Source organism: Kitasatospora sp. NPDC087314 (genome assembly GCF_044744365.1).
Taxonomy (GTDB): Bacteria; Actinomycetota; Actinomycetes; order Streptomycetales; family Streptomycetaceae; genus Kitasatospora.
The window spans coordinates 275,059-301,169 of record NZ_JBIUYE010000010.1 but is presented as its reverse complement, the minus strand read 5'-3'; the positions used below and the strand labels follow the sequence as shown (position 1 = coordinate 301,169).

The following is a 26,111-nucleotide window of genomic DNA, read 5'->3' as shown; positions in this document are numbered from 1 at the left end:
GCGGAGGGCGTCCGATCCTCGGTCCGGTGGCGATAAACAAGCAGGCATGATTGCTTTTTTCTCCGCCCGGTGCCACGCTGCTGCGCGACGGTGCTCGCGTGGGGCGCCGCCAACTCACCGGCAGGGGAGGCGCCTTGGCGCGCGAACGTGCGGTACTGCGGATCGGCAACGCCTCGGGCTTCTACGGGGACCGCTTCGCGGCGGTGCGGGAGATGCTCACCGGCGGGCCGCTGGACGTGCTCACCGGGGACTACCTGGCGGAGCTGACGATGCTCATCCTGGCCCGGGACCGGCTCAGGGACCCGTCGCTCGGGTACGCCCGGACGTTCCTGCGGCAGATGGAGGAGTGTCTCGGCCTGGCCCAGGAGCGCGGGGTGCGGATCGTGGTGAACGCGGGCGGGCTGAACCCGGCCCGACTCGCCGCCGAGCTGCGGAACCTGGCGCAGCGCCAGGGCCTCACGGTGGCCGTGGCCCACGTCGAGGGTGACGACCTGCTGCCGCGCGGCGCCGAACTCGACCTGCCCGAGGGGCTGTTGGCCGCCCATGCCTACCTCGGCGGCTTCGGTGTCGCGGCCTGCCTGGACGCGGGCGCCGAGGTGGTGGTCACCGGGCGGGTCACCGACGCGGCGCTGGTGGCCGGGCCGGCGATCGCCCACTTCGGCTGGACGGCGGCGGACCTCGACGCCCTCGCCGGGGCGGTGGTCGCCGGGCACGTCCTGGAGTGCGGCGCCCAGGCGACCGGCGGGAACTACGCGTTCTTCCGCGAGCACGACGTCACCCGCCCCGGCTTCCCGATCGCCGAACTGCACGCCGACGGATCCAGCGTGATCACCAAGCACCCGGGCACCGGCGGCGCCGTCACCACCGGTACCGTCACCGCCCAACTCCTGTACGAGACGGGCGGAGCGCGCTACCTCGGCCCGGACGTCACCGCCCGGCTGGACTCGGTGCGGCTCACCGAGCAGGGCCCGGACCGGGTCCGGATCGACGGGGTGCGCGGCGAGGCGCCGCCGCCCACGCTGAAGGTGGGTCTGAACCGGCTCGGCGGCCACCGCAACGAGGTGGTGTTCGTCCTCACCGGCCTGGACATCGAGGCCAAGGCCGCCCTGGTGCAACGGCAGTTCGCCGACGCCCTGCCGCCCGCCGCCCGGCCCGCCGAACTGCGCTGGACGCTCGCCCGGACCGACCACCCGGACGCCGCGACCGAGGAGGCCGCCTCAGCGCTGCTCCGGCTGACCGCCCGCGACCCGGACCCGGCCAAGGTCGGTCGCGAACTGGGCAAGGCCGCCGTGGGGCTGGGCCTGGCCGGCTACCCGGGCTTCCACCTCACCGCCCCGCCCGGCCCCGGCACGCCGTACGGGGTGTTCACCGCCGCGTACGTCGACGCCAAAGCCGTCGAGCACACCGCCGTACTGCCGGACGGCCGCCGGATCGCCGTCCCGCCGGCGCCGGTGACCGCCCGACCCGCCCAGGCCGAGGAGCAGGCGGACGCGGAGCCGGACCTCCCGGGCGAAGCCCCGGCCGGGCCGCTGCGCCGCGCCCCGCTCGGCCTGGTGGCCGGCGCCCGCAGCGGCGACAAGGGCGGCGACGCCAACCTCGGCGTCTGGGCCCGCACCGAGGCCGGCTGGCACTGGCTCGCGCACACCCTCACCGTCGACAAGCTGCGCGAACTCCTGCCCGAAACAGCCGAGTTGCCGATCACCCGGCACCTCCTCCCGAATCTGCGCGCGGTCAACTTCACCCTCACCGGCCTGCTCGGCGAGGGCGTCGCCGCCCAGCACCGCTTCGACCCGCAGGCCAAGGCCCTCGGGGAGTGGCTGCGCTCCCGCCACCTCGACATCCCGGAGGCCCTGCTGTGACCGTGCTGCCCACCCGCGTCGACCCGGTCGGGCCCGAGTACGCCGAGTACCGGGCCGCGATGCTCGGCAAGCTCGCCGAGCTGGACGCCGAGCACGCCAAGGCCCTGGCCGGTGGCGGTCCGAAGTACGTGGACCGTCACCGCGCCCGCGGCAAGCTGCTGCCGCGCGAGCGGATCGAGCTGCTGGTCGACCCGGACTCGCCGTTCCTGGAGCTCTCCCCGCTGGCCGCCTGGGGCAGCGACTACCCGGTGGGCGCGGCGCTGGTCACCGGCATCGGGGTGATCGAGGGCGTGGAGTGCGTGATCACCGCCAACGACCCGACGGTGCGCGGCGGCGCCAGCAACCCGTGGACCCTGCGCAAGGCCCTACGCGCCAACGAGATCGCGTTCGACAACCGCCTCCCGGTGGTGAACCTGGTGGAGTCCGGCGGCGCCGACCTGCCCAGCCAGAAGGAGATCTTCATCCCCGGCGGCGCGCTCTTCCGCGACCTCACCCGGCTCTCCGCCGCCGGAATCCCCACCGTGGCCGTGGTGTTCGGCAACTCCACGGCCGGCGGCGCCTACGTCCCCGGCATGTCGGACCACACCGTGCTGGTCAGGGAGCGGGCCAAGGTGTTCCTCGGCGGCCCGCCGCTGGTCAAGATGGCCACCGGCGAGGAGGCCGACGACGAGTCGCTGGGCGGCGCCGAGATGCACGCCCGCACCTCCGGCCTGGCCGACCACTTCGCGGCCGACGAGGCGGACGCGCTGCGCCTGGCCCGGCGCATCGTGGCCCGGCTGGACCACCGCAAGCCCGGCCCCTCTCCGGACCGGCTCGCCGAGCCGCCGAAGTACGCCGAGGAGGAGCTGCTGGGCATCGTCCCGGGCGACCTCAAGGTGCCCTTCGACCCGCGCGAGGTGATCGCCCGGATCGTCGACGGCTCCGACTTCGACGAGTTCAAGCCGCTCTACGGCGCCAGCCTGGTCACCGGCTGGGCCCGGCTGCACGGCTACCCGGTCGGCGTCCTGGCCAACGCGCAGGGCGTGCTGTTCAGCGCGGAGTCCCAGAAGGCCGCCCAGTTCATCCAGTTGGCGAACCAGCGGGACGTCCCGCTGCTGTTCCTGCACAACACCACCGGCTACATGGTCGGCAAGGACTACGAACAGGGCGGCATCATCAAGCACGGCGCGATGATGATCAACGCCGTCGCGAACTCCCGGGTGCCGCACCTCTCCGTGCTGCTCGGCGCCTCCTACGGCGCCGGCCACTACGGCATGTGCGGGCGGGCGTACGAGCCGCGCTTCCTGTTCGCCTGGCCGAGCGCCAAGTCCGCGGTGATGGGCCCGCAGCAGCTCGCCGGGGTGCTCTCGATCGTCGCCCGCCAGTCGGCCGCCGCCAAGGGGCAGCCGTACGACGAGGACGCGGACGCGGCGATCCGCGCCATGGTCGAGCAGCAGATCGAGGCCGAGTCGCTGCCGGTCTTCCTGTCCGGGCGGCTGTACGACGACGGCGTGATCGACCCGCGCGACACCCGTACGGTGCTCGGCCTCTGCCTGTCCGCGATCCACAACGCGCCGGTCGAGGGCGCGCGCGGCTACGGCGTCTTCCGGATGTGAGCCCGAGCTGTGAGGGAAGAGACATGATCACCAACCTGCTGGTCGCCAACCGGGGCGAGATCGCCCGCCGGGTCTTCCGCACCTGCCGCGCGCTGGGCATCGCGACCACCGCCGTCCACTCCGATCCGGACGCCGACGCCCCGCACGTCCACGAGGCCGACGCGGCCGTCCGGCTGCCCGGCGCCACGCCCGCCGACACCTACCTGCGCGCCGACCTGATCGTCCGCGCCGCGCTGGAGGCGGGGGCGGACGCCGTCCACCCCGGGTACGGATTCCTGTCCGAGAACGCCGAGTTCGCGCAGGCCGTGCTGGACGCCGGGCTGGTCTGGGTCGGCCCGCCGCCGGCCGCGATCGCCGCGATGGGCTCCAAGACGGCGGCCAAGCGGCTGATGGCCGAGGCCGGGGTGCCCGTCCTGGCCGCCCTCGCCGAGCCCGCCGAGGCCGACCTGCCGGTGCTGGTCAAGGCCGCGGCCGGCGGCGGGGGCCGCGGCATGCGCGTGGTGCGCACGCTGGCCGAGCTGCCCGCCGAACTGGCCGCGGCCCGCGCCGAGGCGGCGAAGGCCTTCGGCTCGGACGAGGTGTTCTGCGAGCGCTACCTGCCCACCGGGCGGCACGTCGAGGTCCAGCTGCTGGCGGACGCGCACGGCACGGTCTGGGCGGTCGGCGACCGGGACTGCTCGTTGCAGCGGCGCCACCAGAAGGTGATCGAGGAGGCCCCGGCCCCAGGCCTGCCCGACGCGGTGCGCGCCGCCCTGCACGCGGCGGCCGTCAGCGCCGCCCGGGCGATCGGCTACACCGGCGCCGGCACCGCGGAGTTCATGCTCGCCGCGGACGGCCGCTTCTTCTTCCTGGAGATGAACACCCGTCTCCAGGTCGAGCACCCGGTCACCGAGGCGGTCACCGGACTGGACCTGGTGGCGCTCCAACTCGCCGTCGCCGAGGGGGAGCGGCTGCCCGGGCCGGTCCCGCCGCCGAGCACCGGCTGCGCGATCGAGGCCAGACTGTACGCCGAGGATCCGGCCAAGGGCTGGCAGCCCGCCACCGGCACCCTGCACCACCTCGAACTCACCGTGCCGCACCAGGAGTTCACCGGCCAGGGCGTCCGGCTGGACGCCGGTGTGGCGGCCGGTGGCGAGATCGGCGCGCACTACGACGCGATGCTCGCCAAGGTGATCGCCTGGGCGCCGACCCGCGCCGCCGCCGCCCGCCGCCTGGCCGACGCGCTCGCCCGCGCCCGGATCCACGGCCCGGCCACCAACCGGGAGTTGCTGGTCCGCGCGCTGCGGCACCCGGCCTTCCTGGCCGAACACCTGCACACCGGCTTCCTGGCCGAGCACGCGGCCGACCTCACCGCCCCGGACGGCAAGGAGACCGCGCGCGCCGCCCTGGTCGCCGCCCTCGCCGACGCCGCCGCCCGCCGCACCGCGCCGCACGGCGCCCTGCCCTCCGGCTGGCGCAACCTGCCCTCCCAGCCGCAGTCCAAGCGCTACCGGGCCGACGACGGCACCGAGGTGGAGGTCCGCTACCGCCTCACCCGCGACGGCCTGCTGGCCGACGGCCACCCGGGCGCGGAACTCGTCGACGCCGCACCCGGGCAGGTCACGCTGCGCGAGGGCGCCGTCCGGCGCGGCCACCGCGTCGCGCGCTACGGCGACCGGGTGTACGTCGACACCCCGAACGGCGGCATCGCGCTCACCGCCCTGCCACGCTTCCCCGACCCCGCCACCCGGATCGACCCCGGCGCGCTGCTCGCCCCGATGCCCGGCACCGTCGTTCGCACCACCGCCGCCGTCGGCGACACCGTCACCGCCGGACAGCCGCTGCTCGTCCTGGAGGCGATGAAGATGGAGCACCGCGTCACCGCCCCCGCCGACGGCGTCCTGGTCGAACTGCGCGCCGTCCCCGGCCGACAGGTCGAACTCGGCACCCTGCTCGCCGTCGTGCAACCCGCCACAGCCTGACCCGGAAGGACCAGCATGTCCACCATCGGCAGTCAGCTCATGGAAACCCCCGAACGCCGGGCCCTGCGCCAGGCCGTCGGCGACCTCGGCCGCCGCTACGGCTCGGCCTACTACCTCGCCAAGGCCCGGGCCGGTGAGCCCGCCGACGAACTGTGGGCGGACGCCGGCAAGGCCGGCTACCTCGGGGTGAACCTGCCCGCCGAGTACGGCGGCGGAGGCGGCGGCATCACCGATCTGGCCATCGTGCTGGAGGAGTTGGGCACGGCCGGCTGCCCGTTGCTGCTGCTCATCGTCTCCCCGGCGATCTGCGGCACCGTGATCGCCCGCTACGGTACCGAGGAGCAGAAGCGGCGCTGGCTGCCCGGACTGGCCGATGGCAGCCGCAAGATGGCCTTCGGCATCACCGAACCGGACGCCGGCTCCAACGCGCACCGGATCTCCACCGTCGCCCGCCGCGACGGCGAGGACTGGCTGCTGACCGGCCGCAAGGTCTTCGTCTCCGGCATCGACCACTCCGACGCCGTGCTGTTCGTCGCTCGTACCGAGGACGCTCGCACCGGTCGGCTCAAGCCCTGCCTGTTCGTCGTCCCGCGCGACACCCCCGGCTTCGAGTACCGCGCGATCCCGATGGAACTCGTCGCCCCCGAGAAGCAGTTCCAGGTCTTCCTGGACGACGTCCGGCTGCCCGCCGAGGCCCTGGTCGGCGACGAGAACGCCGGCCTGCTCCAACTGTTCGCCGGCCTCAACCCCGAGCGGGTCCTGACCGCGGCCTTCTCCCTGGGCCTGGCCCGCCAGGCGCTCGGCAAGGCCGTCGAGTACGCGAAGACCCGTACCGTCTGGTCCACCCCGATCGGCGCCCACCAGGGACTGGCCCACCCGCTGGCCCAGTGCGCGGTGGAGATCGAGCTGGCCCGGCTGATGACCCAGAAGGCCGGCCTGCTCTACGACGCGGGGGAGGACGTGGCCGCCGGGGAGGCCGCCAACATGGCCAAGTACGCGGCCGGCGAGGCCGCCGCCCGGACGGTCGACCAGGCGGTGCAGACCCTCGGCGGCAACGGCCTCACCCAGGAGTACGGGCTGGGCGCACTGCTGGCCGCCACCCGGGTCGGCCGGGTCGCCCCGGTCAGCCGCGAGATGGTGCTCAACTACGTCGCCCAGCACACCCTCGGCCTGCCGAAGTCGTACTAAGACCGACCGGCCGGTCGGTCTAAGACCTGTCCGGCCGAAGGTCCTGTCCCATCGGGGAGTGCCGGACGGGCTCCGGGTGGGTCACCAGAGGGATATCTCGGCGAACTTTGCAGTGGTGGACTTTGCGGTCCGTATGCTCCTGTTCACACCCTCGGTCGACCCGCCATCGGTCCCGTTCATGCGTCAACTACCTTTGTGGAGGCACAACTTGGTGTTCCGGAGCGAGTTTCCCGACGTCCCCGTGGTCGATCTGCCGATCCATGACGCGGTGCTCGGCGGCGCCGCGCGCCACGGCGACCGGCCGGCCCTGATCGACGGCGTCAGCGGGGAGTGCGTGAGCTACGCGCGGCTCGCCGCCGCCGTCGAGCGGGTCGCCGCCGGGCTGGCCGAGGCCGGGGTGCGCCACGGCGACGTACTGGCCCTGTTCAGCCCCAACACGATCGGCTACCCGATGGCGTTCTACGGCGCCACCCGGGCCGGCGCCACCGTGACCACGGTGTCCTCGCTGGCCACGCCCGCCGAACTGGCCGGCCAGCTCGGCGACAGCGGCGCCCGCTGGCTGGTGACCGTCTCCCCGTTCCTGCCGACCGCCCGCAAGGCCGCCGACCTGCTCGCCGAGCAGGGCCGCCAGCTGGCCGAGATCCTCGTCCTGGACGGCGCCGAGGGCCACCGCTCGCTCGCCGACCTGCTGGCCGCCACCGCCCCCGCCCCCGAGGTCGCCGTCGACCCCGGCGAGGACATCGCGGTGCTGCCCTACTCCAGCGGCACCACCGGCCTGCCCAAGGGCGTGATGCTCACCCACCGCTCGATCGCCACCAACCTCGCCCAGGTCGACTCCGTCTACCGGCCCGCCGAGGGCGAGCGGGTGCTCGCCGTCCTGCCGTTCTTCCACATCTACGGCCTGGCCGCGCTGCTCAACCAGCCGCTGCGCTGCGGCGCCACCGTGGTGGTGCTGCCCCGCTTCGACCTGGAGCAGTTCTGCCGCACCATCGAGGAGCAGCGGGTGCAGGCGCTGGTGGTCGCCCCGCCGATCGCGCTCGCCCTCGCCAAGCACCCGGTCGTGGAGCGCTTCGACCTCTCCTCCGTCGAGTACCTGCTGTGCGCCGCCGCCCCGCTGGACCCGGAGCTCGCCGCCGCCTGCGCCCGCCGCCTGGGTCTGCCGCACCTGCTCCAGGGCTACGGCATGACCGAGCTCTCCCCGGTCTCCCACGTGGTCTCCCCGCTGGAGCGCGACCCCTCACCCGGGTCGGTGGGCCGGATGATCGCCTCGACCGAGCTGCGGGTCACCGCCCTGGACGGCGCCGGCGACGACCTCGGGCCCGGCGAGCGGGGCGAGCTGCTGATCCGCGGCCCGCAGGTGATGAAGGGCTACTTCGGCCGCCCCTCCGACACCGCCGCCATGATCGACGCCGACGGCTGGCTGCACACCGGCGACGTCGGCTTCGTCGACGACCGCGGCTACCTGTACATCGTCGACCGGGTGAAGGAGCTGATCAAGTACAAGGGCTACCAGGTGGCCCCCGCCGAACTGGAGGCCGTGCTGCTCGGCCATCCGCAGATCGCCGACGCCGCCGTGATCGGCGTCCCGGACGCCGACGGCACCGAGTGTCCCAAGGCGTTCGTGGTCCGGGTCCCGGGCAGCGGCCTGAGCGCGGAGGAGGTCACCGCGTACGTGGCCGGGCAGGTGGCCCCGTACAAGAAGGTCCGCTCGGTCGAGTTCGTCGACGCCGTCCCCAAGTCCGCGGCCGGCAAGATCCTCCGCCGTGAGCTGCGCGCCCGCGAGGCCGAGCGCCACGCCGCCGCGTCCGAGGCCGCCCGCTGACCGGCCGGGGCCCCGGCGGCCGAAGACCGGCGCCCGTCTGTGAAGATCGACCCGCCGAGAAGGACGGGCCCACCGGGCCGGACCGGCCCGCCGAGCCCTCACCGGAACAGGAACCGCCGCCAGCCATGACCAGCCACCCCGCCGCCCGCACTCCCCAGCAGGACCGCAGCCGCGCGACCCGGGCCCGGCTGCTCGCGGCGGCCGTGGACTGCCTGGCCGAGCTCGGCTGGCACGGCTCCACCGTCACCGTGGTCGCCGGACGCGCCGGGGTCTCCCGTGGCGCCGCCCAGCACCACTTCCCGACCCGCGAGGACCTGTTCACCGCGGCCGTCGAGCACGTCACCGCCGAGCGGCTGGCAGCCGTCCGCGCCCACGCGGACGAACTGCCGGCCGCCGGCCCCGACCGCACCCGGGCCGTCGTGGACATGATCGTCCGCCTCTACACCGGCCCGCTGTTCCGCGCCGCGCTGCACCTGTGGACGGCCGCCGCCACCGAGGAGCCGCTGCGCGAGCGGATCATCGCCCTGGAAGGGCACGTCGGCCGCGAGGCCCACCGGGCCGCCGTCGAGTTCCTGGACGCCGACGAGACCCGGCCGGGCGTACGCGAATCCGTGCAGGCCACCCTCGACCTCGCCCGCGGGCTCGGCCTGGCCAACCTGCTCACCGACGACAGCGTCCGACGATCCGGGGTGATCCGGCAGTGGACCGGCGTTCTGGAGAGTACGCTGCGGCCGGTACGCCCATGACGCCCGTACAACCGGAGCGACCGGACGGCCCCGGACCAAGGGGTCGCCGGGCGGCCGATGTCCGTGCAGTCTGGAGAAGAACCCCGGCCGACACGGACCGCGAGTCCCACCCGGCCGGGCACGAGCCGAACCGGGGTGCTGCCTGATCATGCACGGACACGAGTGGGACGCGACCGACGCCGCCGGCACCGTACCTGGCGGCGCTCCCGTACGCCCCGAAGGCCATCGGATCGTCCCGCTCGCGACGGCCCTGCTCCAGGACGACGGCCTGATCCTGCACTGGAGCGAGGACGCCGAGGCGCTGCTCGGCTACTCCGCCGAGGAGGCCGTCGGCAGTTACGCCGCCCAGCTGCTGGCCGACGGCTCCGACCGCCCCGAGGTGCTGGCCCTGCTCGACGAGATCATGGCCGGCACCGGCTGGTCCGGCGTCTTCCCGGTCCGCCACCGCGACGGCCACCGGGTCGAGCTGGAGTGCCGCACCTACCCGATCGCCGGCCCCGCCGGCACCCTGCTGCTGCTCGCCACCGGCTCCGACATCCGTGCCCTGCACGCGATCGAGGCCGACCTCGCGGTCCTGGACGGCGTCTTCGGCCGCTCGCCGATCGGCATGGCCGTCTACGACACCGAGCTGCGCTTCGTCCGGCTCAACGAGGCGCTGGCCCGGATGAACGGCGTCACGATCGCCGGCCACCTCGGCCGCCGGATCTCGGTGGTGCTGCCCGGCATCAACAGCGTCGAGATCGAGCAGATCATGAGACAGGTGCTCAAGACCGGCAAGCCCGTGGTGGACGCCCGCTCGCACGGCCGGGTGCCCGGCGACCCGAAACACGACCGCGCCTGGTCCGCGTCCTACTTCCGGCTGGAGGACTCCACCGGCCAGGTCTTCGGGGTCTGTTCGTCGATCATCGACGTCACCGAGCGCTTCCAGGCCGAGGCCCGCGCGGCCCGCGCCCAGGAACGGCTCGCCACCATCGCCGAGGCCACCGCCCGGATCGGCACCACCCTCGACCTCCAGCGCACCGCCGAGGAGCTGATCGAGGCCGTCGTCCCCCGGTTCGCCGACTTCGCCACCGTCGACCTGCTGGAGCCGGTGCTGCGCGGCGCGGAGCCCGCCGCGATCCCCGCCGACCGGACGATCACCCTGCGTGCCGTCGCCGTCGGCGAGTCCTACGAGTCGGGTCTCGCGCACGCCGTGGACACCGTCGGCGAGGCCTCCGAGTACGCGCCCGACCGCAGCTACACCCAGTGCCTGCGCAGCGGCCGCCCCCTGCTGCGCTCCCACGTGGACGCCGAGGTGCTGCGCGGCCTGGTCGCCAGCGAGGACCGGGTCGCCCCCGGCATCGCGGCGGGCATCCACTCGTACCTGATGGTGCCGCTCACCGCCCGGGGCATGGTGCTCGGCGGTTCCGAGTTCATCCGCATGCGCAACCCCGAGCCGTTCAGCGACGCCGACGTGGCGCTCGCCGAGGAACTGGTCGCCCGCACCGCGCTGGCCATCGACAACGCCCGGCTCTACCGGCGCGAGCGGGAGACCGCGCTCACCCTGCAGCGCAGCCTGCTGCCGCAGGAGATCCACCGCACCCTGGGCCTGGAGATCGCCTACCGCTACCTGCCCAGCAGCGTGGTCAGCGAGGTCGGCGGCGACTGGTTCGACGTCGTCCCGCTGTCCTGCGGCCGGGTCGCCCTGGTGGTCGGCGACGTGATGGGCCACGGCATCCGGGCCGCCGCCACGATGGGCCAGCTGCGCACCGTCGCCCGGACGCTCGCCACGCTCGACCTGCCGCCCGAGCAGGTCCTCACCCGGCTGGACGAGACCGCGTCGGGTATCGGCGAGGGCCAGTTCGCCACCTGCATATGCGCGGTCTACGACCCGCTGGAGCGCACCGTCCAGATCGCCGCGGCCGGCCACCTGCCGCCGGTCTGGGTCACCCCCGACGGCACCGCCAGCAGGATCGAGGTGCCGCCCGGCGTACCGCTGGGCGTCGGCGGGGTGGCCTTCGAGTCGATCGAGTTCACCCTCCCCGAGGGCGGCATGGTCACCCTCTACACCGACGGGCTGGTCGAGCGGCGCGGCCGCGACCTCGACGAGGGCATCGACGTGCTGGCCCGCACCCTCTCCGGGCCGGGCCGGACCCTGGAGGAGAGCTGCGACGCCGTCCTCCGGGCGCTGGTCACCGACGGCACCGACGACGACATCGCGATGATCATGGCCAGGGTGCTGCCGCTGCCCGCCGACCGGGTCGCCACCCTCCCGCTCACCGGCGGCGGCCGCCTGCCCGGCAAGGCCCGCCGCTTCACCCGCGCCACCCTGGACGCCTGGGGCCTGTCCGCCCTCGCCGACTACGCCGAACTGCTGGTCAGCGAGCTGGTCACGAACGCCCTGCTGCACGCCGAGGCGCCGCGGCGGCTGCGGCTGTTCCGCGACCGGGTGCTCACCCTGGAGGTCGCCGACGCCGGCGGGCCGACCCCGCAGCTGCGCCCCTTCGCCGAACAGGACGAGGGCGGGCGCGGCATGTTCCTGGTCAGCGAGCTGGCCCAGCGCTGGGGCAGCCGGCTGACCAGGGACGGCAAGGTGGTCTGGGCCGAGCTGGAGCTGCCCTTCGGGGCAAGCTAGCGGACCGTCAGCGCGCGACGAGCGGGTAGTGGTCGGAGAGGTCGGTGTAGGTGTAGCTCTTGCCCCAGCTGTTCACCGTCCACGGCGCGCTGTGCGTGCGCAGGACCTGGTTGGTGTACTGCTGCGGGCGGGCGTGGTCGGCGCGGTAGAGCACGTAGTCCAAGTCCTCCTTGGGCTCGCCCGGGTAGCGGTAGGCGGCGACGGAGTTGTCGGCCGTGTCGAAGGAGTACGGCCAGCCGGTGCGGGCGGAGGCCGGGGCCAGGTTGGCGTTGTCGAGCAGGGCCTGGTACTCGGAGCCGCGCGAGTCGATGTTGAGGTCGCCGGCGAGCACGATCGGCTCGTTCGCCGGGATCCGCTTGGCGTCCAGGAAGTCGCGCATGGCGGTGAGCTGCTTGGCCCGGACGGCGGCCGGCTGGCCGCTGGAGCAGCCCGAGTCGGTGGACTGCAGGTGGGTGCCGACCACATGGGTGCGCAGGCCGTTCACGTCCAGCACGGCGTAGACGAAGCCCTTGTTCGACCACCAGTCGGAGCCGCAGGCGTCCTTGAAGACGTACTGCTCCTTGCGCAGGATCGGCCACTTGCTGAGCAGCGTCACCCCGCCGTCCTCGGGGGTGGCCGAGCTGTAGCTGCCGGAGGTGGCGTCCCAGCCGCTGGTGGAACGGCCGACCACCGGTGTGTGGAAGGGGTACGCGGCCGAGGCCTTGGCGGTCAGGGCGTCGGAGGTCGCGTTGTCGAAGGCCTCCTCCAGGACGACCACGTCGTGGCCCTGGAAGAAGTCCGCCGCGGCGATCGCCTGGGCGCGGTGGGCCTGGCCCCAGTTCGGGTAGAGGGACGTGCTCATCAGGAACACGTTGTAGGTGAGGACGTCCAGCGCGGGCGCGGTGACCGGGGCGGTCTCGGCCGGGGCGGCCGTTGCCGGGGCGGTGGCGAGCGTGCCGAGCACGGCGGCGGCAGCGCAGGCGGCAGCGGCCTTGCGGAGGGACGACAGCGGCATTGGGGCTCCGTGAGGGTATGACGTGAACGCGGCGGTCAGTGGATGGTGTACATCCAACGTCGCCGCCCGCACGGCGCACAAGACCGCGCACGAGCATGCGGTGAACGCGGCTGAAACACTGTCACCGGCCGAAACACGCGGGCCCCACTACCCGCTGCGGGTAGTGGGGCCCGGGCGAGTTGTGCGCGTCAGACCTCGCCGAACTCGCCGGCCCGGACGGCGGCGACGAACGACGACCAGGCGTCGGCGGGGAAGACGAGGGCAGGACCCTCGGGGTCCTTGGAGTCACGGACGGGCAGTACACCCGGGAAGCCGGCGGTGACCTCTACGCAGTCACCGCCGTTGTTGGAGTGGGAGGACTTGATCCAGGAAGCGCCGGACAGGTCTACACGGTCGGTCATGATTGGAATTCCTTTCGGGCCCTGCGGATCATCTCCTGGGATGCGGCCTGCGGCAGCGCTTCCACCAGCATCTGATCGTAGTCCCTCTCCCATGCTGCAACCGTTGTGCGAGACCGCTCAAGGTGGCCTCTCGCGGTCGATTCCGCATACCCCACGACCGTGTGGTCAGGGAGGTTCAACAGGACCACCGGCAGCGTGAAGGACAGGTTCTCTCCCATGGCAAACGGTGCAACCTGCATGGTGATGTTCGGGCGCTGGGCCAGCTCCTCAAGGTGATGGAGCTGTTCGGCCATGACCTGCGGCCCGCCGACGGGGCGGAGGAGAACGCCCTCTTCGAGCACTGCGTGAAACATCGGGGGAGTCTTCTGGGTGAGGATCTCCTGACGCAAGGACAGATAGTCGGTGCGTTCATCGGCCTCAGCGGGGGTGATCGTGCCGCGCCTGACGGCTGCCTGCGCCAGCGCCTTTGCGTATGCAGGGGTTTGAAACAGGCCGGGAACGAGGATCAGCCCGACCGTCCGCAGCTGACGGCATCGTGCCTCAGCGTCGGCGAACTCGGCGAAGCCCTCAAGGAGCGCTGCGCGGCTGAATCGCCGCCACAACTCGTAGAACCGTTGGCCTGACTCGAACACCTCATCGGCCTTAACAGCCAATGGCCGTGTTGGGGAACGCTTCCCGTTCTCGACATATGAGATGTGCGCGCCTGAATACCCCAGGCGCTTGGCAGTTGTGGCCTGCGACCAGCGCTTTGCCCGTCGTGACCTGCGAAGTTCCTGACCAAAGCGCACCTGCGGTGATGCTTGGGCGTCAACCTCGGCTTCAGCCATGATCCTTCGGCTCCTTCACACGGCATTGCTGTCAAAGGTAAGACCCTTCCGATCGTAGGGGCTGTCGCGCCACCATGGCTACACCAAGTGACACGCCAAGTGCGAAGCGCTACGGAGACCCCCATGTCCGAAGACCCGAAATCCGTGCTGCCCGACCTCGTCCCCAACGAGGTCGTGCAGGACCTGAAGCACCGCGATGCCGACGGCAAGTCGAGGGAGGGGGTCTTCATGGAAATCCTCTGCGGGGCGGCCTTCCTGCGGCCGCTCGGCGGGGGGAGGGAGTGGACGACCAGACCCGATCAGCTACGGCAGTGCGACCCCAGGGAGATCGCGCCGGGCACCGGGAGCAACTCGCAGCGCCGGCTGATGTTTCCGGGGTCGGAGTGACCTCGGGGGAGATGCTGCTCGCCGGGCTGCACGTCAGCTCGTTGGCGGCCGGGGGCTTTGCCGCCATGGCGCGGACGACGGGACCGAACGTGTCCGAGGTGGGTGACGAATTGACCGTCGCGGTCAACGGCTGCCGCGCCGCTGTCGGGAAGGCTGGGAGGGTGACCTCGCCTCCGGCCTGTGGCCGAACCGCGGACCGGACTGACAAGCCCCCGCCGCCACAGTGAGTGCTCATTCCCCCTGTGGCGGCGGGATTCAACGCCTGTTCGTCATCGTGGTGGTGGCGAACGGGCGCCGGCGGGGCCTCTCCTTCCCCCTGCCGGTTGGCTCCGAGGGCGCGTTGGTGCCAGACCCTCGTCGAGCCGCACCGCTCCCCGCCGGAATCGCCGCTCCGGCGGGGAGCGGCCGCCTCACTCACCGGTCGGCGGAGTCCTTGTCTCCCCTGGTCGGAACCCTGCCCCGGGGGCGGCGCCCTCTTGTGCGGTCAGCGGCGTGTGCGGTTCACGCATTCGAGTGTGACGCGGGTCTCTGTCCAGCGAGATCGTCTGCACTCAGGGCGGTGACGGCATTTCTTTCAGTAACCGACAAATCGGACAAACAATGACATAAACAGTGAGCCCACTCACACTGAAAAAGGTCCACGACGGGCGATAGTGGCCGCTCCCGGCGCCGCCCGCTACTCCCGATCGTGACATCTGTGCAGCTCAGCGCGTTGGTCAGCCGCGCAGACCGCCCTGCGAATCAACGTCGCCACCCGGAAAGTACGACGGCGGATCGTAACAAGGGGGTCTTGTCGGCGACCGGCCTCACCTGGCAACAATTGCTGCATCAAGCCACACCGGCTCCTGTCCCGCCGGATGCGGCTCACTGCCAAGTCCCGCCCTGTGACCAATTCGGCCCCTGTCCGGCCATGGTCTGAACGGGGTGCGACCCGGCTCAACCCGATTGAGGTCCTGCTCTACATGCCCACTTTCAAGCTTCGTATGCGTACTTCCGCCGCTGTTCTGGCCGGTGCCGCCGGTCTGACCGCCCTGGGTGCCGCCGTGGTCCCCGCCGTCGCCTCGGCCGCGGACGCCTCCCCGCAGGCCATCGCCGCTCAGATCGTGCCGGCGGACCAGCTCGCCTCGTTCAGCCAGATCGTCTCCCACGAGTCGGGCTGGAGCGTGACCGCGACCAACCCGAGCTCGGGCTCCTACGGACTGGGCCAGGCTCTGCCGGCCTCCAAGATGGCCTCGGCGGGCGCGGACTGGAAGACCAACCCGACCACCCAGATCAAGTGGGCACTGGACTACATGAACACCCGCTACGGCAGCCCGAACGCCGCCTGGGCCTTCTGGCAGACCCACCACTGGTACTAGGAGTCCAGCGGGACTTCGTCGTCCGGCCTGGCGGTTTGATCAGGCCGTGATGAGTTCATGCAGGCGCTCGGCTGGGGTTTCCCAGCCGAGCGTTTTGCGTGTCCGGACGTGCCTACGCGTCGGCCTTCTCCGGCGCGGGCGCCTCGACCGGGGCGCCCGGGGCGGCCGCGGTGTCCAGGCCCCGCAGCAGCCGCCAGGCCATCGCGGCCGCGCCGACCAGCAGCACGGCGGCCAGTAGGCCGGCGCTGTTCATGCCGTGCACGAAGGACTCCCTGGCGCTGGCCAGCAGCGGCTCCGCGACGCCCTGCGGCAGCCCGTGCGCGGTCTCCACCGCCGCGCCCAGCGACTCGCCGGCCCGCGCCGCGGCCGCCGGGTCCGTCCCCGCCGGGACGGTGAGCCCGCCCGCGTAGATCGAGCCGACCACCGAGCCGACCAGCGCGATGCCGAGCGCGGTGCCCAGCTCGTACGCGGTCTCCGAGACCGCCGAGGCGGCGCCGGCCTTCTCGGCGGGCGCGGCGCTCAGCACCAGGTCGGCGCCGAGCGTGTAGACCACGCCCTCGGCCGTCCCGACCAGAAGGAAGGACGCGGCCAGCAGCAGGTAGGTGGTGTCCTGCTGGAGCCAGCCGAGCACGCCCACACCGAGGCCCATGGCCAGCAGGCAGCCGGTCAGCGCCGCCCGGGCGCCGGTGCGCCGCACCAGCCGGGCCGTCAGTAGGCCGCCGACCACCGCGCCGACGAAGGCGGGCAGCTCCGCCAGGCCCGCTCGCAGCGGCTCGTAGCCGCGGACCAGCTGGAGGTACTGCGAGGTCACGAAGACCACCCCGGACAGGCCGATCAGGGCGATCAGCGAGGCCAGTACGGCGGCGGTGAACCGCCGGTCACGGAACAGCCGCACGTCCAGCAGCGGGGTCTCCAGCCGCAGCTGGCGGCGGACGAAGACGGTCAGCGCGGCGGCGCCCAGCACGAACGCGACCGGGACGTCCCAGCGGGCCACGCCGTGCGCGGCGGCCTCCTTGATCGCGTAGACCGTGCCGATCACCCCGGCCATCGACAGGGCGACGCTGAGCACGTCCCAGCGGCCCGGCTTCGGGTCCTTGGACTCCGGCAGCAGCCAGCTGCCGAACACCAGCAGCAGGAGCAGGATCGGGATGTTCAGCAGGAACACCGAGCCCCACCAGAAGTGCTCCAGCAGCACCCCGCCGACCACCGGCCCGAGCGCGGCGCCGGCGGTGGCGGCCGCGCCCCAGATGCCGATCGCGGTGGCCCGCTCCCGGTCGTCCGGGAAGAGGCCGCGGATCAGCGACAGGGTCGAGGGCATGATCGTCGCCCCGGCGACGCCGAGCAGCGCACGGGCCACGATCAGCCAGCCCGCGCTGGGGGCGTAGGCGGCCAGCAGCGAGGCGGCGCCGAACGCGGTGGCGCCGATCAGCAGCAGCTTCTTGCGCCCGATCCGGTCGCTGAGCGCGCCCATGCTGACCAGCAGGCCGGCCAGGACGAAGGAGTAGGAGTCGCCGATCCAGAGCAGCTGGGTGCCGCTGGGGCGCAGCGTCTCGCTGATGGAGGGGATGGCGAGGGAGAGGACGGTCGCGTCGAGGGCGACCACGGTGACGGCCAGGACGAGGACGGCCAGGCCGGTCCAGCGCTGGCGGGGGGTGCCGTGGGGGGCGGCGTGGACGGTACTGCTCATGGGATATCGGTTTCCGGTGTGCGGGCCGAAGGTGCTGTGGGCGGGGGAGTGGCGGCGTCCGCTCGGCGCAGTGCGCCGCCGAGGAACAACTCGGCGAGCGAGAAGGCGGCGTCGCGCGGGGCGAGGCGGCCGTCCTGGATGGCCCACCCGACGCCGGCGACCAGGTCGAAGAAGGCCTCGCTCAGCCAGGCGGCGCTCAGCTCGATGCGGATCACGCCCTGTTGCTGGCCGCGCAGGAAGAGCGCGTGCAGCCGGGCGATCTGGACCTCCCAGAGGTCGTTGATGCTGTCGTCGTCGTAGAGCTGGTTCTCGCCGGCCAGGAAGGCGCAGAGCGCGGCGTCCGGGACGGAGGCGTCGACGAGTCGGCGCAGCGCGGCCTCGGCGTCGCCGTCCTCGACGGCGGCGGTGTCCAGGGCGGCGGCGAAGCGGTGCAGGCCGAGCAGGCCGACCTCGCGGATCAGGGCCTCGCGGCCGGGGAAGAGCCGGTGCAGGGTCGCGCGGCTGATCCCGGCGGCACGCGCGATCTCGTCCAGGTGGGCGGTCGGGCGGCGCGAGAGCACGCCGACGGCGGCTTCCAGGACGGTGTCGCGATCGGTGGCCATGATGCGAGTGTAGGTCACATGAGACATGGATGTCTCAAAATTACGATATGAGTCTCGGATGAGGCGTTGATCGCCAGAGTCGGGGCGGCAAAAACCGGGGACGGCGGGTGCCGTCCCCGGTCGGGGGTGCCGCGGGTCGCGCGGCCGGTTCAGCTCTGTCGGGATCGGCTCGGCCGGTCCCGGCTCTGCTGGTCTCAGCTCTGGTTGTAGAACCCGGTCTCGTCGAGCGGGCGGTCGATCACCATGACCTCGACGTCGGCCGGGGTGAGCAGGAACACCCGGCGGGCGATCCGCTCGATGCCGCCCTGGGTGCCGAAGATCAGCCCGGAGGCGAAGTCCACCATCCGCTTGGCCTCGGCCTCCTCCATCTCGGTGAGGTCCATGACCACCGGGATGCTCGCCCGGATGTGCTCGCCGACCGTGCGTGCCGCCTCGAAACCGGTCGGCCGCAAAGAGACGATCTTCGCGGGCGCGGGAGCGGACGACACCGTCTCCTGCTCGACCCACTCGTCGTCGTACACCGCGGCCGGGTAGTTCCCCGAGGGCATCAGCCACCCGTTGTGGTGCTCGTCGCGAAGTGCTCCCATGCCGCGCCTCCCTGCCTCGTCCCGTCCTGGTCCCCCGGGGGTGCGTGTCCTTTTTGACACGTCATCCACTCGTCGGAACTGTCCGAGTATCGCACTGTTCACCGGTCCCGTGCCCGCTCGCGGCCCCCGTACGAGTCGCGCCGTGCCGGTTGCCCGGGCGAACCCGGGCAACATCAGCGACGCGGCGGTGCGCCGTACGGTTGCGCGCGTAGACCATATCGGTCGCGGTCACTGCGTAATTGACCTTTTGTCAACAATGCGGAAACGATTTCACTCGCCGGTCTCGCCGTCCACCAGTTCGCGCAGGAGATCGGCGTGGCCGTTGTGCCGCGCGTACTCCTCGATCATGTGGACGAGGATCCAGCGCAGCGTCACTTCCTGGCCGCGGCGCAGCCGCTTGCCGACGGTGTCCAGCGACAGGCCGGCGCTCGCGCGGCGGGCTGCCTCTACCTCGGCGCGCCAGACGGCGAAGTCGGCCGCGACGTCGGCGGTGTCCACCCCGTTGAAGTCGCCGTCCTCGTCGGCCTCCGTCCAGAAGTGGCCGCCGGTCAGCTCCTCGCCGCACAGGATGACCTGGAACCAGTGCTGTTCCACCTCGGCCATGTGCCGGACGAGGCCGAGCAGCGAGAGGCCGGACGGCGGGACGGAGCGCAGTCGCAGCTGGTCGTCGGTCAGACCCTCGCACTTGAGTGCGAGGGTGCTGCGGTGGTAGTCGAGCCAGGCGGTGAGCATGGCGGTCTCGTCGGCGGCCATCGGCGGGTCGATCCGCGGGGAGAGTTCGGTCATGCGGGCCATCCTGGCGTCCGACGACCGGTGGGCGCGAACAATTTGTCGAGCGCCCCTCAGGCGGCCTGTGCGCGGCGACGGGCCGCCGCGGCCCGCCACAGCCCGACCACGCTGCCCAGCACGAGCAGCGCGATCACCCCGGCCGACACCAGGAAGGCCGCCGAGCCCGGCTCGCCCGCGCTGGCCGCCGCCGTCACGTACACGGCGGTGGTCGGCACCACGCCGATCGCGGTGGCGAACAGGAAGGGCGGGAAGCGGACCCCGGAGAAGGCCGCGCCGTAGTTGGCCGCCTGGAACGGCATGCCCGGCAGCAGCCGCAGCACCAGCACGCTGCGGAAACCCTGCTCGGTGAACCGCCGGTCGAGCGTGCCGAGCACCCGCCCGCGCAGGTACGGGCGCAGCGCCTCGCGTCCGAGTCCCCGGCCGAGCCCGAACGCCATGGCCGCGCCGAGCGTGGTGCCGAGCACCGCCAGCAGGACGCCCTGCTGGATGCCGAGCAGCAGCCCGGCGGCGGCGTTCAGCGCGGGCCGGGGGACGAAGGCGAGGGTGCCGAGCGCGTACACGGCGGCGAACAACGGGGCGAACCAGTACCCGGGCATCCGGTGGGCGAGCCCGCCGTCCAGCAGCGCCGTCGGGCTCCACAGCAGCAGCGAACCGGCCGCGGCGCCGAGCAGCACCACCAGCAGCGCGAACCGCCACCACGGCGAACGCGGCGCGGGGCCGGACGGCGGTGGCTCGGCGGCGACGGGCGGGGGCGTTGCGGGTGCGGGCACCGGCCGAGCCTAACCGGTTCCCCGGAGGGGCCGGTGACCGCGTCCCGCCGCCGGGATCAGCTGTACGGCGGCTTCTCCGGGTTGTAGTGCCAGAACTGGTTGGCGCCGCTCTGGTACTCCCACTGGATCACCGGGGTGCCGTTGGTCAGGGCGCCGCCCGAGACGTCCAGGACGAGGCCGCTGTAGCCGTTCACGATCCGGCGGGGCGTTCCGGGGTGGCTGGCCGGAGGGTCGCTCCAGCTCTGGTTGGCGCCGCCGTCGCAGGTCCACTGGTCGGCCTGGGTGCCCCAGGTGGTGCTGAAGGCCGGCATGTCCAGGCACTTGCCGCTGTTCAGGTTCACCCAGCCGCGGGCGGTCTGCGTCCACTGCTGGTTGGCGCCGCCGGTGCACGTCCAGATCCGGACCGGGGCGCCGTCGTCGGTGCGCCAGTCGGCGACCTCCAGGCAGAGGTCGTTCGGGCCCGGGTACATGCCGGTGCGGATCTCGGCGGGCCCGAAGTCGGTGGTGGCCGCCGGGGCGGGTGGGGCGGTGAGCGCCACCGTGGCGGTGGCGAGGACGGCGGTGGCGGCGAGGAGCCGGGTACGAGGGAACATCAGATCGTCCTCCGGGGGGTCGCGGATGCGGTGCGGTCGGCGAGGAATCCCAGCAGGCGTCGCCAGGAGTCCCGGGCCGCCTCGGAGTATTCGACAGCGGAGAGCTCGAAGAAGTTGTGCGGCGCGCCCGGATAGGTGACGAACTCGTGCGGCCGCCCGGCCGCGGTGAGCGCCGCGTCGAAGGCGTCGACGCTCGCGCGCGGGATGTGCTCGTCGGCGCCGCCCCAGAAGGCCAGGATAGGCGCGGTGAGGCCGGCGGCAAGCTGGGTGGGGCCCGGGGCGCCGTTGATCGCGTCGGGGTAGCCGTAGAAGCCGACCGCGCCGGCCAGGCCGAAGCGGGGTGCGGCGGTGCGGAAGGCCTGGCGGCCGCCGAAGCAGAAGCCGAGCGCGACCACCTCGGCCGGCCCGGCGGCGCGCAGCCGGTCGAGGCCGGCGGCGATGTCGGCGTCCAGGCCCTCGGGGGTGAGCGCGAGCAGGTGGGGGAGCAGTCCGGGCAGTTCGCCGAATTCCGCCGGGCGGTTTTCCGGATCGGCTCCGGCGGTGCGGCCGTAATAGTCGAGGACGAGCACGGGGTGGCCCTGTTCGGCGAGCCGGGCGGCGGTCTGCCGGTAGAAGCCGGAAATCCCCCTGTTGTCCGGCAGAACCAGGACTCCGGCCCCGGTGGTCATCTCCGGGCGGGCCAGGAAGGCGGCGAACTCGGTGCCGTCCGCCGAGGTCAGAGTGAGTGCCGCCGCCTCGGCCAGAGGCCAGAGCGCGGGGGTGAAGGCGGGCGGGGCGGCGTCGGGGTCGTAGCACACGGGCATTCCTCCGCGGATCGCGAAAACTGCCGGACGCGGATGCGCCCGGCAGTCGTCGATATTAGCGAGGAATTGCCCGGAATTCTCTGATCATATCGCGGAGAGATCTTTATTGGAAGTGCTTTCCGGTGACGTTGCGGTCACATTCCCGGCGGTGTCGGTGGAATTCGGTTCGGCCCGGCGCAGGGCTCCGGCGCTCAGCAGCAGGGCGAAGGCGAGTGCGGTGACCAGGCCGAAGGAGACGGTCAGCGAGGTCGCCTGGGCGAGGGCGCCGATGATCGCCGGGGCGACCAGACCGGAGGTGTAGGTGACGGTCGCGACGCCCGCGATGGACTGGCTGGGATTGCTGCCGATCCGTCCGGCCGCCGCGAAGGCCAGCGGGACGGTGACCGCGATGCCGACACCGATCAGGGCGAAGCCGGGGATGGCGAGCGCCGGGCTGTCGGCGGCCACCACCAGCAGGCCGCCGGCGGTGGCGACGGCGCCGCCGAGGCGGGTGGTGCGGACGGCGCCGAGCCGGCGGATCACCGCGTCCCCGGCGAGGCGGCTGACGGCCATGGTGAGCGCGAAGGCGGTGTAGGAGGCGGCCGCGACGGTGGCCGAGGCGCCGGTGACGTCCCGCAGGTAGACGCCGCTCCAGTCCATCGAGGCTCCCTCGGCGAAGACGGCGCAGAAGCCGACCAGGCCGATCACCAGCGAACTGCGCGGCGGCAGTGCGAACCGTGGCGGCGCCGCCTCCTCCTCCGGCGCCCGCAGGTCGGGCAGGCCCCGGCAGATCGGCTGCGCCAGGGCGAGCAGCACCAGCGCGGTGACGGCGAGCTGGAGCCGGGCGTCGAGGTCGAGGTGGGCGGCGAGGATGCCGAAGCCGGAGGCCAGCAGTCCGCCCGCGCTCCACATCCCGTGCAGCCCGGACATGATCGAGCGGCCGAGCCGCTGCTCGATCTCCACGCCCTGCGCGTTCATCGCGACGTCCGCCATCCCGGCCGTGGCGCCGTAGGCGAGCAGCGCCGCGCACAGCACCGGCAGCGAGGGGGCGAGCGCGGGCAGGGCGAGGGCCAGGCACCAGAGCGAGATCAGTCCGCGGACCGCCGCCCGGCCGCCGTAGCGGTGGACGAACCGGCCGGCCAGCGGCATCGCGAGGGAGGAGCCGATGGCGGGCATCACCAGGGCCAGGCCGAGCTGGCCGGGGGAGAGGTCGAGGCGGTCCTGGATCCACGGGATGCGGGTGACGAAGCTGCCGCTGACGGCGCCGTGCACACCGAAGACCAGGGCGATGCTCGCCCTGGCCCGGCGTGGGGCGGTCAGTGGCTCCAGTGGCTGTGCGGTCGTGCTCATCCGGCGGTCCCTCCCGGGTCGCGCGTGGTGGGGCGCGACGGTGCCCTGTGGGTGGTGTACGTGTACCCCGTGCGGTCCGCGCGGCGGAGTCAGCCGTCCGGCGGATGGTTCGATAAAATTATCAGGAAGGGACCCTGATAGAAACACTCTGGAAGGATGAGCTGCCATGACCACCGCGCGTTCGGCCACACCGAGCACAGCCCGGGCGATCAACGACCGGCTGGCGCTCAACCTGCTCCTCGAACAGGGCCCCCTGACCGCGACCGAGTTGCGCGACCTCACCGGCCTCTCCCGGCCGACCGTCGCCGACCTGCTCGACCGCCTCCAGCGCACCGGCCTGGTCGCCCTCGTCGGCGAACGGGGCGAGCAGCGCCGCGGCCCCAACGCCAGGCTCTACGCGCTGGTCGCCTCCCACGCTCACATCGCCGCCTTCGACGTGCGCTCCGGCGGCGTCAGCCTGGTCGTCGCCGACCTCGCCGGGCGCACCCTCGCCGGCGCCGAGGTCCCGGTCGAGGAGGGTGGGGCGCCCGACCTCGCCGGGCGCCTCGTGCACACCCTGCTGGACACCGCGCGCGGCGTCGGGGTCGAGCGGCTGCACACCGTCGCGGTCGGCGCCCCCGGGCTGGTCGACCCCGCCACCGGGCGCCTCAACAGCACCGGGAAGCTCCCCGCCTGGCACGCCGACCTGCTCGCCGAACTGCGGCGGCTGCCCGGTACCGAGGTGATCCTGGAGAACGAGGTCAACCTGGCCGGCCGGGCCGAGTACCGGATCGGCGCCGCCCGCGACCGCGACACCTTCGTGCTGCTCTGGCTCGGCCACGGCGTCGGCGCCGGCGTCGTCCTGGACGGGCGGCTGCGCCGCGGCTTCTCCGGCGGCACCGGCGAGATCGGCTTCCTGCCCGTCCCCGGCACCGGCGGCCTGCCCAGCGCCACCGGCTGCGACGGCGGCTTCCACAGCCTGGCCGGCAGCGCCGCGGTCTGTGACCTCGCCCGCGCCCATGCGCTGCCCCTCCCCGGCGGGGACGTCCTCGCGGCCGGGGACGCCCCCGCCGCCGAGGCGGCCGTCCGCGCGGCGCTGACCGCACTCGGTCCGGGCGAGCCCGGCGGGCCGTTCCTGGACGCGCTGGCCGAGCGGATCGCCATCGGCGCGGCCGGCATCTGCGTCGTCCTCGACCCGGGCTGCGTGGTGCTCGGCGGCGAGATCGGCCGGGCGGGCGGCGCCGAGCTGGCCGGCCGGGTCGAACGGCGGCTGGCCGAGCTCTCCCCGCTGCGCACCGAGGTCCGGGCCGGTACGGCGGGCGGCGGCGCGGTGCTGGCCGGGGCCGTCCTCACCGCCGGGGACGCGGTGCGGCGGGACCTCTTCGGCGAGCCCTGACCCGGCTCGCTTGGCGGCCCCGGCCGCCGGTACGGCAGGATGACGGCGACGGCCCGCCCCGGGTGCGCCGTCCCCGTGCCGCACGGCCGGTGTCGTCCGCAGAGCCAGAGTCAGTGTCAGGAGTCGCACATGGGCCAGCCCGAGGCGCCGGTCAACCCGTACCGCATCGGCGAGGCCGCGGCGCTGCTCGGCGTCAGCGCCGACACGCTGCGGCGCTGGGTGGACGCCGGGCGGGTCGCGGCCGAGCGGGACGAGCACGGCCACCGGATCATCCCCGGCGCCGACCTCGCCGCCTTCGCCCGTGAGCTGGCCCGGCCGGAGAACGCCGAGGCCGAGGGCCGCCCGTCCTCGGCCCGCAACCGCTTTCCCGGGATCGTCACCAACGTGGTGCTCGGCGACGTGGCCGCCCAGGTGGAGATCCAGGCGGGGCCGTTCCGGGTGGTGTCGCTGATCAGCCGGGAGTCGGCGGAGGAGCTGCACCTCGTCCCCGGTGCACCCGCTACGGCGGTCATCAAGTCCACCAATGTGATGATCGAACGGCGCTAGTCCGTCGTCCCCGGTCCCGTACCGAGTCCCGCCCGTACCGGGTCCCCCCGATCCGGTTCCGAACGAGAGGCCCCGCCAGGGATGTCCCACCCGCACCTGCCGACCACCCAGAGCGCCGTCCGCGCGGTCGAGGAGCTGGCCGCCCGGCACGGCCGGGAGGTCCGCGCCCAGCACGACATCGGCCGCGACCGGACCTTCGCCGGCCTGGCCGGCAACTACGGCGGGGACGGCGAACCCGCCCCGATCCCGCACGAGGCGCTGCTGGAGTTCGGCGGCCGCCCCGAGATCGCCGTCCGCCTGTTCACCCACGACGAGGCCGTGGTGACGCTCGACGGCATCGCCTTCGACGTCCAGCGTGACAGCGTGCCCGCCTTCCTCGACTCGGTCTGGAGCGGCCTGGTGCACGTCAAGGCGCGGACCTTCCCGCCGTCCACCACCATGATCGTCACCGTTCCCGGTGAGCCCGGCTACCGCGAGAGCGTCAGCATGCGCGACCTCACCCCGTGGATCGCGGGGCTGATCCGATGACCGCCGCCGACCGTACCGCCCCCGCCGACCGCCGCCCGGTGCTCGCCGTCGCCCACCGCGGCGACCCGTACCGCCACCGCGAGAACACCCTGCCCTCGGTCGAGTCCGCGCTCGCCGCCGGCGCCGACGCCGTCGAGGTGGACGTCCAGCTCACCCGCGACCGGGTGCCCGTCCTCCTGCACGACCGCACCCTGGAACGCCTCTGGGGAGACCCGCGGTCGATCGGCCGGGTCACCGCCGAGCAGCTCGACGGGCTGCGCCAGGGGCCGCTCGTGGTCCCGACCCTCGCCGAGGCGATCAAGGTCGTGGCGGCCGCCGACGGCCCCCGGCTGCTCATCGACCTCGACGACCCCGGCCCCGCCGCCGCCACCTGGTCCGTCGTCACCGACCTGGGCGCCGAACGGCTGGTCGCCTTCTGCGGCCCCGCCGCCGCCATGCTCGCCGTCCGCGCGCTGACCCCGGACACCGAGATCGCCCTCACCTGGACGCAGCCCCGGCTGCCCGTCCGCGCCCTGCTCGACGACCTGCGCCCGCGCTACCTCAATCCGCCGTTCGGCCTCGTCACCCCCGAGTTCACCGCAGCCGCCGCGGACGCCGGGCTCGCGGTCTCCACCTGGACCGCCGACCTGCGCCGCACCATGCGCCGGCTGCGCGACACCGGGGTCGCCTCCATCACCAGCAACCGGATCGACGTGCTGCGCGCCGTCCTGGACGGCCGCCGGGGAGCGTGCTGACCCCTCGGGAACCGGG

The 26,111-nt window shown here is 73.2% G+C and carries 24 protein-coding genes; 13 read left to right on the top strand and 11 right to left on the bottom strand.

Going from position 1 to position 26,111, the window contains the following annotated elements; genetic code table 11:
* Positions 1 to 134 precede the first annotated feature (134 nt).
* The 7 genes from ACIO5E_RS23265 (at position 135) to ACIO5E_RS23235 (ending at position 11,785) form a co-directional block, all read left to right on the top strand.
* A complete protein-coding gene (locus ACIO5E_RS23265) occupies positions 135 to 1,859 on the top strand; it encodes an acyclic terpene utilization AtuA family protein (protein WP_400670879.1) in 1,725 nt (574 codons plus the stop codon).
* The gene (locus ACIO5E_RS23260) at positions 1,856 to 3,454 is read left to right on the top strand and encodes an acyl-CoA carboxylase subunit beta (RefSeq protein WP_400670877.1); all 1,599 of its coding nucleotides are present in this window, start codon (positions 1,856 to 1,858) and stop codon (positions 3,452 to 3,454) included. Before ACIO5E_RS23265 ends, ACIO5E_RS23260 begins: the two co-directional genes overlap by 4 nt.
* A 23-nt stretch (positions 3,455 to 3,477) precedes the next feature.
* Positions 3,478 to 5,415: an acetyl/propionyl/methylcrotonyl-CoA carboxylase subunit alpha gene (locus tag ACIO5E_RS23255; RefSeq protein ID WP_400670875.1), complete on the top strand. Its 1,938-nt coding sequence runs from the start codon at positions 3,478 to 3,480 to the stop codon at positions 5,413 to 5,415.
* A gap of 15 nt (positions 5,416 to 5,430) precedes the next feature.
* Positions 5,431 to 6,603, top strand: coding sequence for an acyl-CoA dehydrogenase family protein (locus ACIO5E_RS23250; RefSeq protein ID WP_400670873.1), 1,173 nt, complete (start codon positions 5,431 to 5,433; stop codon positions 6,601 to 6,603).
* Between the two features lie 208 nt (positions 6,604 to 6,811).
* Positions 6,812 to 8,425 (top strand): 4-coumarate--CoA ligase family protein, encoded by a 1,614-nt coding sequence (locus ACIO5E_RS23245; protein WP_400670870.1) that lies wholly within the window; start codon positions 6,812 to 6,814, stop codon positions 8,423 to 8,425.
* A 125-nt stretch (positions 8,426 to 8,550) separates the two neighbouring features.
* The gene (locus tag ACIO5E_RS23240; protein WP_400670868.1) at positions 8,551 to 9,171 is read left to right on the top strand and encodes a TetR/AcrR family transcriptional regulator; all 621 of its coding nucleotides are present in this window, start codon (positions 8,551 to 8,553) and stop codon (positions 9,169 to 9,171) included.
* A gap of 148 nt (positions 9,172 to 9,319) precedes the next feature.
* Complete coding sequence (locus tag ACIO5E_RS23235) at positions 9,320 to 11,785, top strand: SpoIIE family protein phosphatase (RefSeq protein ID WP_400670866.1); 2,466 nt, start codon at positions 9,320 to 9,322, stop codon at positions 11,783 to 11,785.
* 7 nt (positions 11,786 to 11,792) lie between these two features.
* Here ACIO5E_RS23235 and sph read toward each other — a convergent pair whose 3' ends face one another.
* The 3 genes from sph to ACIO5E_RS23220 form a co-directional block, all read right to left on the bottom strand.
* Complete coding sequence (gene sph, locus ACIO5E_RS23230; protein ID WP_400670865.1) at positions 11,793 to 12,779, bottom strand: sphingomyelin phosphodiesterase; 987 nt, start codon at positions 12,777 to 12,779, stop codon at positions 11,793 to 11,795.
* 188 nt (positions 12,780 to 12,967) lie between these two features.
* Positions 12,968 to 13,180 (bottom strand): DUF397 domain-containing protein, encoded by a 213-nt coding sequence (locus ACIO5E_RS23225; RefSeq protein ID WP_400670863.1) that lies wholly within the window; start codon positions 13,178 to 13,180, stop codon positions 12,968 to 12,970.
* A complete protein-coding gene (locus ACIO5E_RS23220; protein WP_400670861.1) occupies positions 13,177 to 14,007 on the bottom strand; it encodes a helix-turn-helix domain-containing protein in 831 nt (276 codons plus the stop codon). Before ACIO5E_RS23220 ends, ACIO5E_RS23225 begins: the two co-directional genes overlap by 4 nt.
* Positions 14,008 to 14,130: 123 nt before the next feature.
* Here ACIO5E_RS23220 and ACIO5E_RS23215 point away from each other — a divergent pair, with 123 nt between their 5' ends.
* Together ACIO5E_RS23215 and ACIO5E_RS23210 are read left to right on the top strand one after the other, a co-directional pair.
* Complete coding sequence (locus ACIO5E_RS23215) at positions 14,131 to 14,394, top strand: hypothetical protein (RefSeq protein ID WP_400670859.1); 264 nt, start codon at positions 14,131 to 14,133, stop codon at positions 14,392 to 14,394.
* Between the two features lie 983 nt (positions 14,395 to 15,377).
* Positions 15,378 to 15,752 carry a transglycosylase SLT domain-containing protein gene (locus ACIO5E_RS23210; RefSeq protein ID WP_400670857.1) on the top strand — a complete coding sequence of 125 codons (375 nt, stop codon included), beginning with the start codon at positions 15,378 to 15,380 and terminating at the stop codon, positions 15,750 to 15,752.
* Between the two features lie 112 nt (positions 15,753 to 15,864).
* Here ACIO5E_RS23210 and ACIO5E_RS23205 read toward each other — a convergent pair whose 3' ends face one another.
* The 8 genes from ACIO5E_RS23205 to ACIO5E_RS23170 form a co-directional block, all read right to left on the bottom strand.
* On the bottom strand, positions 15,865 to 17,439 hold the full coding sequence (locus ACIO5E_RS23205) for an MFS transporter (protein ID WP_400670854.1): 1,575 nt from the start codon (positions 17,437 to 17,439) through the stop codon (positions 15,865 to 15,867).
* Positions 17,436 to 18,041, bottom strand: a complete 606-nt coding sequence (locus ACIO5E_RS23200) for a TetR/AcrR family transcriptional regulator (protein ID WP_400670853.1) — start codon at positions 18,039 to 18,041, stop codon at positions 17,436 to 17,438. The genes ACIO5E_RS23205 and ACIO5E_RS23200 overlap by 4 nt, the downstream gene beginning before the upstream one ends.
* A 194-nt stretch (positions 18,042 to 18,235) precedes the next feature.
* Positions 18,236 to 18,628 (bottom strand): cell division protein SepF, encoded by a 393-nt coding sequence (locus tag ACIO5E_RS23195; protein WP_280685684.1) that lies wholly within the window; start codon positions 18,626 to 18,628, stop codon positions 18,236 to 18,238.
* Between the two features lie 270 nt (positions 18,629 to 18,898).
* Entirely contained in the window at positions 18,899 to 19,414 is a 516-nt protein-coding gene (locus ACIO5E_RS23190) for a DinB family protein (RefSeq protein WP_400670850.1), read from the bottom strand.
* Between the two features lie 56 nt (positions 19,415 to 19,470).
* Positions 19,471 to 20,187, bottom strand: coding sequence for a TVP38/TMEM64 family protein (locus ACIO5E_RS23185; protein WP_400670848.1), 717 nt, complete (start codon positions 20,185 to 20,187; stop codon positions 19,471 to 19,473).
* Between the two features lie 56 nt (positions 20,188 to 20,243).
* Positions 20,244 to 20,780 (bottom strand): RICIN domain-containing protein, encoded by a 537-nt coding sequence (locus tag ACIO5E_RS23180; protein WP_400670846.1) that lies wholly within the window; start codon positions 20,778 to 20,780, stop codon positions 20,244 to 20,246.
* The gene (locus ACIO5E_RS23175; RefSeq protein ID WP_400670843.1) at positions 20,780 to 21,577 is read right to left on the bottom strand and encodes a dienelactone hydrolase family protein; all 798 of its coding nucleotides are present in this window, start codon (positions 21,575 to 21,577) and stop codon (positions 20,780 to 20,782) included. Before ACIO5E_RS23175 ends, ACIO5E_RS23180 begins: the two co-directional genes overlap by 1 nt.
* Positions 21,578 to 21,667: 90 nt before the next feature.
* Positions 21,668 to 22,912 carry an MFS transporter gene (locus tag ACIO5E_RS23170; protein ID WP_400670841.1) on the bottom strand — a complete coding sequence of 415 codons (1,245 nt, stop codon included), beginning with the start codon at positions 22,910 to 22,912 and terminating at the stop codon, positions 21,668 to 21,670.
* 166 nt (positions 22,913 to 23,078) lie between these two features.
* Here ACIO5E_RS23170 and ACIO5E_RS23165 point away from each other — a divergent pair, with 166 nt between their 5' ends.
* The 4 genes from ACIO5E_RS23165 (at position 23,079) to ACIO5E_RS23150 (ending at position 26,095) form a co-directional block, all read left to right on the top strand.
* On the top strand, positions 23,079 to 24,287 hold the full coding sequence (locus ACIO5E_RS23165) for an ROK family transcriptional regulator (protein WP_400670839.1): 1,209 nt from the start codon (positions 23,079 to 23,081) through the stop codon (positions 24,285 to 24,287).
* Positions 24,288 to 24,416: 129 nt separating this feature from the next.
* On the top strand, positions 24,417 to 24,833 hold the full coding sequence (locus ACIO5E_RS23160; protein WP_400670837.1) for a molybdopterin-binding protein: 417 nt from the start codon (positions 24,417 to 24,419) through the stop codon (positions 24,831 to 24,833).
* Positions 24,834 to 24,914: 81 nt separating this feature from the next.
* A complete protein-coding gene (locus ACIO5E_RS23155) occupies positions 24,915 to 25,361 on the top strand; it encodes a hypothetical protein (RefSeq protein ID WP_400670836.1) in 447 nt (148 codons plus the stop codon).
* Complete coding sequence (locus tag ACIO5E_RS23150; RefSeq protein WP_400670834.1) at positions 25,358 to 26,095, top strand: glycerophosphodiester phosphodiesterase; 738 nt, start codon at positions 25,358 to 25,360, stop codon at positions 26,093 to 26,095. The genes ACIO5E_RS23155 and ACIO5E_RS23150 overlap by 4 nt, the downstream gene beginning before the upstream one ends.
* Positions 26,096 to 26,111 lie beyond the last annotated feature (16 nt).